Source organism: Halapricum desulfuricans, from assembly GCF_017094525.1.
Taxonomy (GTDB): domain Archaea; phylum Halobacteriota; class Halobacteria; order Halobacteriales; family Haloarculaceae; genus Halapricum; species Halapricum desulfuricans.
The window spans coordinates 437447-450626 of sequence record NZ_CP064788.1 but is presented as its reverse complement, the minus strand read 5'-3'; the positions used below and the strand labels follow the sequence as shown (position 1 = coordinate 450626).

The window sequence follows — 13180 nt, the reverse complement described above, 5'->3', positions numbered from 1 at the left end:
GCAACTCGCGGGCGATGGACTTCGCCGCGTTCGCCGACCGGGCAGCAGCGATCGAAGCCGAAAGCGCCGACACGGTGATCACCGAACGCGTCGGCGAACTGCTGGCCGACGCCGGCTCGGAGTTGCCGATAGTCGTCCGCTTCCTGCAGGGCCGGATGTTTCCCGCTCACGACTCCCGAACGCTCGATATCGGGCCCGCGCTGTGTTACGAGGCGATCGCCCGGGCGGCCGGGCGGAACGTCGCCGCCGAGGACGTCGAATCGAGACTCGCCGACCGCGGCGAGATCGGGGCCGTCGCGGCAAGCTACGACTTCGGCGGCCAGCAGGGGCTGGGGGCCTTCACCGGCAGCGACGACGGCGGGCTGACCGTCGCCGAGGTGGACGAGGACCTCCGTGCGGTCGCCGCCGCGACGGGCGACGGCAGCCGGGACACCAAGCGCGATCTCCTGTTCGGGCTGTTCAACCGTTCGAGCCCCGAGGAGGCGCGCTATCTCGCGCGGCTCGTCCTCGGAGAGATGCGGATCGGCGTCGGCGGCGGGACGGTCCGGGACGCCATCGCCGGGGCCTTCGACGTGTCGGTCGAGGCGGTCGAGCGGGCGCTACAGGTCACCAACGACTACGGGCTCGTCGCCGACATCGCACGCGAGGACGGCGACGACGGGCTCGAAACACTGGGCCTCGAGATCGGCCGGCCCGTGCAGGCGATGCTCGCACAGACCGGAACGGTCACCGGCGCGCTGGAGGACTGGGGGACGGCCGCGGTCGAAGTCAAATACGACGGGGCGCGCGTCCAGGTACACTACGACGGCGAGAGCGTCCGGCTGTTCTCGCGAAACATGGAGGAGGTGACCGACCCGCTTCCGGAAGTCGTCGCCTTCCTCGAACGCGAACTGGACGCTCCGGCGATCCTCGACGGCGAGGTCGTCGCGGTCGACGAGGACGGCGACCCGCTCCCCTTTCAGGAGGTGCTTCGGCGCTTCCGCCGGAAACACGACGTCGCCAGGGCCCGCGAGGACGTCACGGTTCGACTGCGGGCGTTCGACTGCCTGCACGCAGACGGGGCGGACCTGCTCGACGCGCCGCTCCGGGACCGCCGGGATCGGCTCGAAACGGTGCTCGGGTCGGGAGTCTCGGAGTGGTGGCTCGCCGACGACGCCGAAGCGATCGCCGACATCGAGGCCGAAACCCTGGAGGCGGGTCACGAGGGGATCATGCTCAAAGACCCCGAATCGACGTATTCGCCGGGCCGTCGGGGCAAACACTGGCGCAAGCGCAAACCCGACGTGGAGACGCTCGATCTGGTCGTGACGGGCGCGGAGTGGGGCGAAGGTCGCCGCGCGGAACTGCTCGGCACGTTCGAGGTCTCGGTTCGCACGCCCGACGGCTACGCGCCGGTCGGCAACGTCGCGACGGGAATCACCGACGAGCGACTCGAAGCGCTGACCGAGCGCCTCGAACCCCACGTTCGAAGCGAGGACGGCGTCGCAGTCGATCTCGAACCCGCGGTCGTCTTCGAGGTCGGCTACGAGGAGTTGCAGGCCTCGAACACATACGACTCGGGCTACGCACTGCGGTTCCCCCGGTTTCTCGGCGTCCGCGAGGACAAAGCCCCCGAGGACGCCGACACGCTCGATCGCGTCCGGCGACTTGCCGACGCACAGTAGCGTATCGGGACGGCCCCAGCGCGGGACTTTTGCTGATTCCGACGTATCTGGACACATGCCAGTCACCCACGACGGACTCACCATCGAGTGGCTCGGGTACGCGACGGTACGGCTCGAATCGAAAGACGGGACGGTCGTCTATCTCGATCCCGGTCGCTACGGCGTGCTCACCGGCGACTGGGAGCCGGACACGCCGGGTGTGGCCCACCCGCCGAGCCGCGACTACCGACCCGAGGACGGCGACATCGTCTGTGTCACGCACGTCCATCACTACGACCCGGACGGGATCGACCGGGTCGCGGACGAGGACGCCACAGTCATCGCCTTCGAGGGGATGGACGTCCGGGGGTCGCGGCGCGACCTCCCGCGGCTGGCCGATCTCGAGTACGAGGTTCGGACCGTCGACGCCGAGTCCGATCTCGTCGTGGCTGGCGTACCGATCTGGACGCTCCCCGCCTACAACGAACCCGACGGCCCGCACACCCGCCCCGACGGCTCGCCGTTCCATCCGGAGGGGCGGGGCTGTGGCTTCCTGCTCTCGATCGACGGGACTCGCGTCTGCTGGCCCGGCGACACCGACGTGCTTGACGGCCACGCCGAGCTCGAAGTCGACGTGTTCCTCCCGCCGATCGGCGGGGCGTTCACGATGGATCGCTCCGAGGCCGCAACACTCGCCGTCGAGCTGGACCCCGAACTGGTCGTCCCGATCCACTACAACACTTTCGCGGCACTGGAAACCGACCACGAGGCGTTCGCGTCCGAACTGGACGACGCCGACGTGTCGGTCGCGCTCGACACGTAGGCCGGCACACAACGTCTAGAACAATCCGCTGACGTCGCTTTCGCGACTTCCGCGACGATCGACGTGTTCGCCGAGCCGCTGTGCGATGATGTCTCGGTGGTCCACCTGCTCGGCGCCGGCATCGCCCGCACCGTCCGAGGGCTCCCTGCGGTCGCCCTCGCGGCTCGCGGTTTCACCGCTCGCTCTATCCGAGGGCTCCCTGCGGTCGCCCTCGCGTACAAAATCGAACAGTAACGCCACAAACGGGCTCGTCTCGTAGCCGCTCTCGACGTCGCTGCGGGCGTACTCGGCGGCCCGCTCGAAGGCGTCCTCGTCGTATCCCCACTCCTCGGCGAGCACTGTCGCCGCGACGGCGGTCGCCTCGAAGCCGAGCACCTCGAAACCGAGCGCTCGACCCTCGTGTTCGATCGCCGGCGGCGACTCGCGGCCGACCCGCTCGGGCTCCCGTTCGAGCGCGCGGAGATGCAACCGGACCGACCGCAGGTCGACGCCCCGATACCGCTCTCCGAGCCCCTCGAGATAGGTCTGTGCCTTCCTCGCAAGCTTCCGTGTCCCGAGCCAGTTGCCGGTCGTCGTGTGATAGACCGCGGCCGTGTACTGGATCAACCCCTGCAGGAAGTCCTTGTCCGGGCCCGTCGACAACGTCAGCCAGTGTTCCTCCCAAGCGTCGTGGGCGGCGTGGTAGTACCCCTCGTTGTAGATCGCGATCCCGGCCCGGAGATGTGCGTCCATGTGCCCGCGTTTGCGTTCGACGCCAATGGCGCTTTCGTCGGTCACAGTTGTTCCGTAGTCGCTCTCTGGACGCGTTCCCCCACCTCGCTGAAAACATCTTCTGACCACGGAATATCGTCTGGTCACAGAAGCGACGCGGTCGCCTCGCTGTCGCTCGGCGAGTTGCGTCGACAGAAACGTCCGGACGGAGTCCTGCGCGAGCGTGGGGAGCGCAGGGCACGTCGGACGTGAACGAAGTGAGCGTCCGGACGGAGATTTGAACTCGCCCGGAAATGCTCGCTTCGCTGCGCGTTCCCGGTCTGCTCAAATCTCCTCGCAGAGTTTCGTCGACGCAGTCGCCTCGCTGTCGCTCGGCGAGTTGCGTCGACAGAAACGTCCGGACGGAGATTTGAACTCCGGTCCCTGGCTCCGCAAGCCAAGAGGATAGTCCACTACCCTACCCGGACTCACCTACCCGTACTCCGGTGGCAACTAAAGGGGTTACGGTTCGGGTATCTCCGCGAGACAGTGTGACTGCTGTAGCGATGTATCGCTGCGATCGGCTACCATCGGACGATCGATCCGGAAGGGACGGACAGCAGTCACGATCACAGCGACGAAGTACGCACCACCAGAGGGTAGTTTTATTGTGCGTCCGATAGGCATAGATGAGTGGGATAAAGGGGAGGAGACGATGTGCCTCTGACAGACCTCTCTTCCCCTTTATGCCGATCTCGCAATCGGCGAGTGACCTGTTGTCACGCGGGAATCTGAGTCTTCCGGTCCGACTCCGACAGCGTTGTACGAGGGGAGTCGATCAACACCGCTGCTCGAGGATCCGGTCGATGATCTGACCCGTAGAGAGAAGTCGCTCGTCGTCAGTGGATTCGAGCGCGCTCGCCCGTTCGACCGTACAGTCGATCCCGCGGATCGCGAGCGCGTCCGCGATGGCGGCTTCGTCGTGATGCTGGTCGTGACCGAGAACGATCACGTCGGGATCGATCCGCTCGATCGGCACGAAGATGTCCTCGGTGTGGCCGAGACGCGCCTCGTCGACGGGGTCGAGCGCTTCGACCATCGCCTGTCGCTGGCGGTCCGGGACGATCGGCGGGTCTTTGTGGGTGATGTTCTCCCGGCGCGCGACGATGACGTGCAACTCGGAGCCGAACGAGGCCGCCTCCCGGAGGTAGTGCAGGTGGCCGGGATGGAGGATGTCGAAAGTGCCCTGAGCGACGACTCGCGTCAAAACAACCACCCGCCGCGGTCGTCCTCTTCGCTGGGCAGCAGCTCGCGGTCGATGTCCTCCTGGGTGAAATCGAAGAACTCCTCTTCGGGCGGGTCGACGTCAAGCACCGGCAGATCGATCGGCTCGCCCTCCCGATCGAACGCCTGCCAGTCGTCGCGTTCGTAGGGCGCGCCGACGATGATGTGGACGTCGCCCTTGGTGAAGGTGGCGAGGTCGGCGTCGCTGGGCCGGAGGACGCCGTTGGGATGGGAGTGGACCGATCCCGCCGCGCGCATGTCGTTGGGAACCATGCTCGTCTTGACTGTCGCGCTAACGGGGTTCGATTCCGTCCCGGGGATGATCAGCACGTCCGTCAGGACCGTCCCCGACTCTTCGAGGCCGAGTTTGCGGGCGTCTTCCCCCCGGAGCAGCCCCATGTACTCGTTGGGATGACTGTCCCGGGAGGCCTCGAGCGCGAACGTGAGTGCTGACTCGGCGATGCCGATGATCCCCGAGTTACGGAACAGCCGCATACCTCTATCTGAGGGATGGCCCCTTCTAAAGTCTTCGAGCCGAACTGGGGCCGTACCTGGAGTTGCGTCCACGACGACCGTTTCCAAAGGTTAAAACCCCGACAGAGCCGAGTCCCTTCCAATATGACGGCATCCGATTCCGAGCCCGGGGATTCCGGGCCGACGGTCTACGATCTCGATCCTCGATGCGACCGCGAGGCGGTCGAGGCCGGCGAACTCTATCACGCGACTGTCAACGGCGTCGTCGAGTACGGCGTCTTCGTCGACATCTCAGATCAGGTGTCGGGACTGGTCCACGAATCGAACCTGCTCGGCGACTACGAGGTCGACGACAAGCTCATCGTCGAACTCGACGACGAGCGCGACAACGGCGACCTGAGCTTCGTCGAGCGCGCGCCGGCGTCCTACACGACCGAGGCCGTCGAGTACGGCGCCGGCACGACCGTCGCGGAACTCGACGACCACGTCGGCTCGACCGTCCATCTCGACGGAACGGTCGTCGGCATCAACCAGACCGGCGGGCCGACGATCTTCCAGGTGCGTGACGGCACCGGGATCGTCCCGTGTGCGGCCTTCGAGGACGCCGGGGTCCGCGCCTACCCGGAGATTGAACTCGACGACGTGGTCCGACTGACCGGACACGTCGAGGAGCGAAACGGCGGCGTCCAGCTCGAGGTCGAATCGCTCGACCGACTCGACGGCGCGACCGCCGAGCAGTTCCGGGACCGACTCGATGAGGCGCTCGAAGAGGTCGCACAGCCACACGACGTCGACCCGCTCGTCGAGTGGTCGGCGTTCGAACCGCTGTACGAGGACCTGAAAGACGTCGCGCACCTGCTGCGCCGGACGATCCTCGAGGGGCGACCGATCCGGATGCGTCACCACGCCGACGGCGACGGGATCTGCGCGAGCGTCCCGTTGCAACTCGCGCTGGAGCGGTTCGTCGAGGAGGTCTACGAGGATCCCGATGCGGCCCGACACATGCTCAAGCGCCTGCCGAGCAAGGCCCCCTTCTACGAACTGGAGGACGTCACCCGGGACCTCAACTTCGCGCTGGAAGACCGGAGCCGAAACGGCCAGAAACTCCCGCTCGTGCTCATGCTCGACAACGGCTCGACCGAGGAGGACGTCCCGGCCTACGAGAACCTCGCGCACTACGACATCCCGATCGTCGTCGTCGATCACCACCATCCCGATCCAGAGGCCGTCGAACCGCTGCTGGAGGCCCACGTCAACCCGTACCTCCACGGCGAGGACTACCGGATCACCACGGGCATGCTCTCGGTCGAGCTCGCCCGGATGATCGCCCCCGAGCTGACCGACGACCTCCGGCACGTGCCGGCCGTGGCCGGCCTTTCCGATCGCTCGGAAGCCGAGGCGATGGCCGATTACCTCGAACTGGCGAGCGAGGAGGGGTACGACCGCGAGCAACTACGGGAGATCGGTGAAGCGCTGGACTACGCGACCAACTACCTCCGATATGACGACGGCGGGCCGCTGATCACCGACGTGCTCAACGTCGATTGTGACGACCGCGACCGCCACGAGGAACTCGTCGCGTTTCTGTCCGACCGCTCCGAGCGGGACGTCCAGAAACAGCTCGGGTACGCGAGCGACCACCTCGAGCACGAGCGACTGGCGAACGACGCCCACCTCTACAAGATCGACGTCGAGAACCACGTCCGGCGGTTCAGCTACCCCGCCCCGGGCAAGACGACCGGCGCGGTCCACGACCGGAAAGTCGAGGAGACCGGCGAGCCGGTCATCACGATCGGGTACGGCCCCGACTTCGCCGTGCTCCGCAGCGACGGCGTGCGGCTGGACATCCCCGAGATGGTCGAACAGCTCCGCGAGGAGCACCCCGGCGCGGGCGTCAGCGGCGGCGGTCACCTCGTCGTCGGTTCGATCAAGTTCGTCCGCGGCAAGCGCGAGACGGTCCTCGAGTCGCTGATCGAGAAGATGGCCGAGGCCGAGCTCGACGCCGACCTGCAGAGTTCCGCGTCGCTCCCGCACGACCAGTAGCCGGACCGAGCGCGGTCGCGTCGCAGGTCGCTACTCCGCTTCGAGTTTCGATTGCAACTCGGCGAGCAGCCGCAGCGCCTCCAGCGGCGTCGTCTCGGCGATCGATACCTCGCGCAGGCGCTCGCGGATCGCGTCAGTTTCAGTCGCTGCCATCGAGTCCGAATGTTCGTGACCCCGCTCGGCGTCCCCGCTCCCGTTCGTTCGAGCCGGGACGCCGCCCTCGTCCGCCAAGGGGACCGTCTCGCTGTCTTCGAGCAGTTCGGCCGCGCGCTCGACGACCGGCCGGGGAACGCCGGCGACGCCGGCGACCTCGACGCCGTAGGACGCCTCGGCCGCGCCGGGCGCGACCTCGTGCTCGAAGACGACCTCGCCGTCCTCGCGACTGGTCTCGAAGTGCCGGTTGCGGACCGCCGGGAGTTGCTCGGCGACGTCGGTGAGTTCGTGGTGGTGGGTCGCGAACAGCGTCGTCGCGCCCACCTCGTCGTGGATGAACTCCGTCACCGCGCGTGCGATGGCGAGCCCGTCCGTCGTCGAGGTGCCGCGTCCGACCTCATCGAGCAGGACCAGCGAGTCCTCGGTGGCGTGCTCGAGTATCTCGGCGAGTTCGGTCATCTCGATCATGAACGTCGATCGCCCGCCTGCGATGTCGTCGCTGGCGCCGACGCGAGTGAAGATCCGATCGACGAGACGCAAGCGCGCGCGTTCCGCGGGGACGAAACTCCCGGCCTGGGCGAGCAGCGCCGTGAGCGCGATCTGGCGCATGTAGGTCGACTTGCCGCTCATGTTGGGCCCGGTGACGATCATCACGCGGTCGTCACGGTCGAGGCTGGCACCGTTCGGGACGAACGCGTCCTCGGTCCGCTCGACGACCGGATGGCGACCGGCTTCGATATCGATGCCCTCGGAGACGATCTCCGGGCGGGCGTAGTCGAACTCCGCGGCGACGGTCGCGAAGGAGACGAGGACGTCGAGCTGCGCCAGGGCGTCCGCCAGCCGCTGGACGCGTTCGGACTCGGCGGCGACGGTCTCGCGCACCTCGACGAACAGCTCGTACTCGCGGTCGTCGGCCCGCTGTTCGGCCCTGACGATCTCGTCTTCGCGCTCTTTGAGTTCCGGCGTGTAGTAGCGCTCGCTGTTTTTCAGCGTCTGGCGGCGCTGATAGTCCTCGGGGACCCGATCGAGGTTGGCGTCGGTCACCTCGATGTAATAGCCGTGCACCGAGTTGTGGCCGACCTTCAGCGAGTCGATGCCGGTCCGGTCGCGCTCGCGCGCCTCGAGTCGCTCGACCCAGGCCTTGCCCGAGCGTTCGGTCTCGCGCAGCTCGTCGAGCGTCTCGTCGTACCCGGACGCGATGACGCCGCCTTCGGTGAGTTCCGGCGGCGGATCGTCGGCGATCGCCTCCGAGAGCAGCGACCGGACCTCCGGCAGGTCGTCAAGCCGGTCGTGCAACGCCCGGAGTTTCCGGCTGTCGCTGTCCTCGATCGCCGCCCGTATGTCGGGGACGACCGCCAGCGTCGAGCCGAGCGAATTGAGGTCACGGGCGTTCGCCCGGCCGCGCGAGACGCGCGAGATCAGCCGTTCGAGATCGTAGACCTCACGCAGGCGCTCGTGCAGGCGCTCGCGAGTCCGGACCGCGCCGACGAGTTCCGCGACGGCCTCGTGGCGGGCCTCGATCCGGTCGCGCTCGATCAGCGGGCGGCGCAGCCAGTCGGTCAACTCTCGCCGTCCCATCGCGCAGGCGGTCTCGTCGACGGCCTCGGCCAGCGTCAGCCCCTCCGAACTCCGGACCGACCGGCGGCCGAACACCTCCAGGCTCTCCAGCGCGACCGAATCCAGGACCATGTACTCGCGGGGATCGTACCGTGTGAGGTGGTTGAGATACGCCAGTTGGCCGTCCTCACCGACGCCGGTGCCGCCGCGAGTGTACTCGGCGTATGCCAGCAGCGCGCCGCAGGCCCGCACTTCCGCGGCGCTGGCGAGCAGTCGCTCCGGCGGACCGAAATACCGGCCGACCCGCTCGCGTGCCCGCTCGGCGGTGAAGGCGCGCTCGTCGTACGGCGTGACCATACACTCGAAGGGGTCGGTCGGCGCGTCGGGCCCGACGATCGCTTCCGAGGGATCGAACCGGCCGAGCTCGTCCTCGATCGTCGCCAGCGAGTCGCTGCCGGTCGCGTAGGCGTCGCCGGTCGAGACGTCGACCATCGCCAGCCCGTAGCGGTCGTTCTCGCGGGCCAGCGCGGCGACGTAGTTGTTCGCGGCCCCGCCCAGCAGTTCGTCCTCGGTGAGCGTCCCGGGGGTGATGATCCGGGTGACCGCTCGCTCGACGACGCCGCTCACCTCGTCCGGATCCTCGACCTGATCGGCAATGGCGACGCGATAGCCGGCGTCGAGCAGCGTTTCGACGTAACTCTCGGCGTTGTCGATCGGGATGCCGGCCATCGGGTACTCGCCGGTCGAGTCCTCGCGTTTCGTGAGCGTGATCTCACAGAGCCTGGCGACTCGCTCGGCGGCCCCACAGAAGGCCTCATAGAAGTCACCGACCTGAAAGAGAACGAGCGAGTCGTCGTACTCGCGGGTCAACTCGAAGTACTGGGCCATCATCGGCGTCAGGTCGTCGGCCCGTTCGGCCATCTTCTCCGGCGCTCCGAGTGCCGCGTCCATGCCCGAGTGACTGGCCCTCGCGACGCATATGTGTCTCGGTTGCCCCGCTGGTCGGCCGCTGTCGCGTTACTCGTGATCGCTCGACTCGGAATGGGATTCCAGACTGCGACTGACGGCTTCGGCCACTTCCTCGAACTCCTGCATGGTGACGTCGTCGGTCGTCAGCAGGACGCTCGAGCGCTCGGTGCCGACCCGCAGCAGGTAGCCGTTCTCGAACGCCCGAATGGTGTACCGGTAGGCGCCGAGTTCGGTCTCGGTCGCCTGATAGGCGTTGGTGGTGTCGCGGTAGCCGCGCCACTCGTGGCCGACGAACGTGTCGAGATCGGCGTCGCGTTCGAGGTCGCTGCGGAGATACAACTGCTCGAAGTTCGACCGGTTGAAATACGTCACCGAGCGCAGGCTGTCGCCGGTCGCCGTGCGCGCGATCGAGACGAGTTCGTCGGCCAGCGTCTCCGAGAGGATCTCTGTCATACGTCATACTGCTCGCCATACGTTCATAAAGATAGTCGACGTTCTCGGTCGCCCGGAGTCGTCCGAAACGCCGTCACGGCAGATGAGGACAGTCGCCCCCGACGCCCCGTTTCGGCGATCCGGAGAGATATGAAGAACTATTACGCTGGCGAGTCAACTTTTCTCGCATGGACGTCGGACTCGTAATCCTCGACGGCTGGGGACTGAACGACGACGAAACTGCCCGCGACGCCGTGCGCGCCGCGGACACGCCGAACTTCGAGACGTACTGGGACGCCGGTGCACACAACCGCCTGGAGGTCTCGGGCCGGCGCGTCGGGCTGCCGGAGGGCCAGATGGGCAACTCCGAGGTCGGCCACCTGAACATCGGGGCCGGCCGCGTGGTCAAGCAGGACACCACCCGGATCACCGACGACATCGAGGACGGCACGTTCTTCGAGAACGACGAACTCGTCGCGGCGATGGACTACGCCGACGAGCACGACGGGGCCGTTCACCTCATGGGGCTGGTCTCGGACGGCGGGGTCCACTCCCGCCAGACGCACCTGCACGCGCTGATCGAGATGGCGGCCGACCGCGGCGTTGAGGCTGTCACCCACGCGTTCATGGACGGCCGGGACACCTCACCGACCGGCGGCGAGGGCTACCTGACAGAGCTCCAGGCGGTCATCGACGAGAACGGCACCGGCGACGTCGCGACCGTGACCGGCCGGTACTACGCGATGGACCGCGATCAGAACTGGGAGCGCACGAAACGGGCCTACGACGCTATCGTCGACCGAGAGGGCGACCACCACGCAGAGACTGCCGTCGAAGCGGCCACCGAATCCTACGAGCGCGACACGACCGACGAGTTCATCGAGCCGACGACCATCGAGGGCGGCGAAGCCCTCGAGGACGGCGACGCCGTGATCTTCTTCAACTTCCGGTCGGATCGTGCCCGCCAGCTCACCCGGATGCTCAACAGCATCCGCCCCGAAGACTGGGAGTACGACCTGGAGCCGCCGGAGACGTACTATGTCACGATGACCCAGTACGACAAAACCTTCGACGTGCCGGTGGCTTACGGGCCGAACCAGCCCGTCAACACGATCGGCGAGGTCGTCTCCGAGGCCGGCAAGACCCAGCTTCGGCTCGCGGAATCCGAGAAGTACCCCCACGTGACGTACTTCCTCAACGGCGGCCGCGAGATCGAGTTCGAGGGCGAGATGCGCGAGATCGTCCAGAGTCCGGACGTGCCGACCTACGACCACCAGCCCGAGATGTCCTGTGCGGAGGTGACCGATACGGCCCTCGAATACATCGAAAGCGATGACCCCGACATGATGGTCCTCAATTACGCGAACCCGGACATGGTCGGCCACACCGGGGACTTCGACGCCGCGGTCGCGGCCGTCGAGGCGGTCGACGAACAGCTGGGTCGGCTCGCCGAGGCGGTCATGGCCGCCGGTGGCGACCTGCTGATCACTGCCGACCACGGCAACGCCGACGATCTGGGCACCGAGGACGACCCCCACACGGCCCACACACTCAACGACGTCCCGATCATCTACCTCGACGAGAACGGCACAGACGGCAGCCGGTCTGTGCGAGGCGGCGGCACGCTCGCCGACATCGCGCCGACGATGCTCGAACTCATGGCCATCGACAAGCCCGATGAGATGACCGGCGAGAGCCTGCTCGAGTAGGCCACCATCCCTCTATCGGCTTCAGCAAACCGTTACGGCGGCAATTTTATCAGCGTGTGGGAACCGATCACACATTATTTCCTGTTGGAGACGCTATATATCGGTCACAATGGTCGAGACGATTCTGATTCCGACAGACGGGAGCGAACACGGACAGCGCGCGGCCGCGTACGCGATCGCGCTGGCCGAACGCGAGGGCGCAACGCTACACGCCCTGTACGTCGTGGACACCGACGAGTTTGGGGAGCCGGCCCTGAGCAGCACCGAGGTCATCGTCGCCGAGGAGGAAGACCGGGGTCGGAAAGTGCTCTCGGCGGTCGCCGAGGCCGCCGGGCGGCGCGGCGTCTCCGTGAAGACGACCTGCTGTCACGGGATCCCCGAAGAGACGATCGAAGCGCACGCCGACGAGATCGGGGCCGATCTCATCGTGCTCGGCGAGCGCGGCCAGACCCACGAGCGACGTGAGGGGACAGTCACCCGGGAGCTACGAGAAGACGACGACCGCGTCGTCACGATCGGCGACATCTGACCTGTCGGCAATACCTGGTTCGCTGGCGGCATCTGTGTCACGACGATTGTGAGCAACGCGTCCTTCGAACCGCTGCAACCACGATACTATCGCTGCCCGCCAGCCCGCTCCTTCGATGGAAGACATTGAGTGGTATATGAAACCATCTAATGGTTACAAACGGAACCTTTATCAGTCCGAAGGTTGTAGATGGGAGTGAGATGAGTGATTCGTACACGACCCCCGTCACGACCGCGTTCGAGTTGCAGCGACGCGCGCTCGAGAACAGCCAGCAGGCGTTCGAACAGGGCCTGCAGTTCCAGCAGCGAATGAGTCAGGCGATGCTCGACAGCGTGGAGAGCCAGGCGTCGGCCCAGCGCCGCGGTGTCGAGCTGAGCCGGACGATGTTCCACAGTTACTTCGACGCCGTCGAGGAGAGCGTCCCCGGTAGCGAGACGACCGTCGAGCAGCTGCGCGAGACGGTCGACGAGCAGATTGACTTCCTGCTGGAGAACCACGAGGACGTCTTCGAGACCATCGAGTCGGAGGTCGCCGACGGCGTCGAAACCTACGACGAGCTCTCCGAGGACTACGTCGAGACGCTCGACCAGCAGGTCGAGATGTTCGCCGAGGCCCACGAGGATCTCCAGTCCCAGTCCGTCGATGCCACCGAGCAGATGGCCGATCTGTTCGAGGACTTCAAGGACCAGACTGAAGAGATCCAGGCACAGATCCAGGACGTCCAGCAGCAGGCCACCGAGGCCGTTGACGTCGAGATCGAAGAGTAGCACTGCCGGCCCCTTTGTGACTGTCCGGCCCGAGTTCTCTCCGCTCGATCGAACGAGTAGTCCTTATCAGTCATATAGTTGTCCAGATAGTGTGTCTCGGTATCGTT

The 13180-nt window shown here is 66.5% G+C and carries 11 protein-coding genes and 1 tRNA gene; 6 read left to right on the top strand and 6 right to left on the bottom strand.

Features of this window, described 5'->3' with window-relative positions:
- Positions 1 to 14 precede the first annotated feature (14 nt).
- Positions 15 to 1664: an ATP-dependent DNA ligase LigA gene (ligA, locus tag HSR122_RS02240; protein WP_229111065.1), complete on the top strand. Its 1650-nt coding sequence runs from the start codon at positions 15 to 17 to the stop codon at positions 1662 to 1664.
- Positions 1665 to 1719: 55 nt separating this feature from the next.
- The gene (locus HSR122_RS02235; protein ID WP_229111064.1) at positions 1720 to 2466 is read left to right on the top strand and encodes an MBL fold metallo-hydrolase; all 747 of its coding nucleotides are present in this window, start codon (positions 1720 to 1722) and stop codon (positions 2464 to 2466) included.
- Between the two features lie 15 nt (positions 2467 to 2481).
- Here the strand turns inward: HSR122_RS02235 and HSR122_RS02230 are convergent, their stop codons facing one another.
- From HSR122_RS02230 to HSR122_RS02215, 4 genes are all read right to left on the bottom strand, one after another.
- Positions 2482 to 3198 (bottom strand): DUF309 domain-containing protein, encoded by a 717-nt coding sequence (locus tag HSR122_RS02230; protein WP_229111063.1) that lies wholly within the window; start codon positions 3196 to 3198, stop codon positions 2482 to 2484.
- A 373-nt stretch (positions 3199 to 3571) separates the two neighbouring features.
- Positions 3572 to 3644, bottom strand: a tRNA-Arg gene (locus tag HSR122_RS02225).
- A gap of 350 nt (positions 3645 to 3994) precedes the next feature.
- Positions 3995 to 4423: an FAD synthase gene (locus HSR122_RS02220; protein ID WP_229111062.1), complete on the bottom strand. Its 429-nt coding sequence runs from the start codon at positions 4421 to 4423 to the stop codon at positions 3995 to 3997.
- Positions 4420 to 4935 (bottom strand): Mov34/MPN/PAD-1 family protein, encoded by a 516-nt coding sequence (locus tag HSR122_RS02215; protein ID WP_229111061.1) that lies wholly within the window; start codon positions 4933 to 4935, stop codon positions 4420 to 4422. The genes HSR122_RS02220 and HSR122_RS02215 overlap by 4 nt, the downstream gene beginning before the upstream one ends.
- A 123-nt stretch (positions 4936 to 5058) precedes the next feature.
- Between HSR122_RS02215 and HSR122_RS02210 the strand changes: the two genes are divergently transcribed.
- The gene (locus HSR122_RS02210) at positions 5059 to 6957 is read left to right on the top strand and encodes a DHH family phosphoesterase (RefSeq protein ID WP_229111060.1); all 1899 of its coding nucleotides are present in this window, start codon (positions 5059 to 5061) and stop codon (positions 6955 to 6957) included.
- Between the two features lie 30 nt (positions 6958 to 6987).
- Here the strand turns inward: HSR122_RS02210 and mutS are convergent, their stop codons facing one another.
- A complete protein-coding gene (gene mutS / locus HSR122_RS02205) occupies positions 6988 to 9618 on the bottom strand; it encodes a DNA mismatch repair protein MutS (protein WP_229111059.1) in 2631 nt (876 codons plus the stop codon).
- A 66-nt stretch (positions 9619 to 9684) separates the two neighbouring features.
- Positions 9685 to 10089 (bottom strand): DUF7522 family protein, encoded by a 405-nt coding sequence (locus tag HSR122_RS02200; protein WP_229111058.1) that lies wholly within the window; start codon positions 10087 to 10089, stop codon positions 9685 to 9687.
- 167 nt (positions 10090 to 10256) lie between these two features.
- Here HSR122_RS02200 and gpmI point away from each other — a divergent pair, with 167 nt between their 5' ends.
- The 3 genes from gpmI (at position 10257) to HSR122_RS02185 (ending at position 13073) form a co-directional block, all read left to right on the top strand.
- Positions 10257 to 11777 carry a 2,3-bisphosphoglycerate-independent phosphoglycerate mutase gene (gene gpmI / locus HSR122_RS02195; RefSeq protein ID WP_229111057.1) on the top strand — a complete coding sequence of 507 codons (1521 nt, stop codon included), beginning with the start codon at positions 10257 to 10259 and terminating at the stop codon, positions 11775 to 11777.
- A gap of 109 nt (positions 11778 to 11886) precedes the next feature.
- Positions 11887 to 12306, top strand: coding sequence for a universal stress protein (locus HSR122_RS02190; protein WP_229111056.1), 420 nt, complete (start codon positions 11887 to 11889; stop codon positions 12304 to 12306).
- Positions 12307 to 12506: 200 nt separating this feature from the next.
- The gene (locus tag HSR122_RS02185) at positions 12507 to 13073 is read left to right on the top strand and encodes a hypothetical protein (RefSeq protein WP_229111055.1); all 567 of its coding nucleotides are present in this window, start codon (positions 12507 to 12509) and stop codon (positions 13071 to 13073) included.
- Positions 13074 to 13180 lie beyond the last annotated feature (107 nt).

Excerpts from the sequence above, each read along its gene's own strand:
- HSR122_RS02235 (WP_229111064.1), top strand. The coding sequence starts at position 1,720 with ATGCCAGTCACCCACGACGGACTCACCATCGAGTGGCTCGGGTACGCG.
- HSR122_RS02230 (WP_229111063.1), bottom strand. The coding sequence starts at position 3,198 with ATGGACGCACATCTCCGGGCCGGGATCGCGATCTACAACGAGGGGTAC.
- HSR122_RS02185 (WP_229111055.1), top strand. The coding sequence starts at position 12,507 with ATGAGTGATTCGTACACGACCCCCGTCACGACCGCGTTCGAGTTGCAG.
- HSR122_RS02215 (WP_229111061.1), bottom strand. The coding sequence starts at position 4,935 with ATGCGGCTGTTCCGTAACTCGGGGATCATCGGCATCGCCGAGTCAGCA.
- HSR122_RS02200 (WP_229111058.1), bottom strand. The coding sequence starts at position 10,089 with ATGACAGAGATCCTCTCGGAGACGCTGGCCGACGAACTCGTCTCGATC.
- ligA (WP_229111065.1), top strand. The coding sequence starts at position 15 with ATGGACTTCGCCGCGTTCGCCGACCGGGCAGCAGCGATCGAAGCCGAA.
- HSR122_RS02210 (WP_229111060.1), top strand. The coding sequence starts at position 5,059 with ATGACGGCATCCGATTCCGAGCCCGGGGATTCCGGGCCGACGGTCTAC.
- mutS (WP_229111059.1), bottom strand. The coding sequence starts at position 9,618 with ATGGACGCGGCACTCGGAGCGCCGGAGAAGATGGCCGAACGGGCCGAC.
- gpmI (WP_229111057.1), top strand. The coding sequence starts at position 10,257 with ATGGACGTCGGACTCGTAATCCTCGACGGCTGGGGACTGAACGACGAC.
- HSR122_RS02190 (WP_229111056.1), top strand. The coding sequence starts at position 11,887 with ATGGTCGAGACGATTCTGATTCCGACAGACGGGAGCGAACACGGACAG.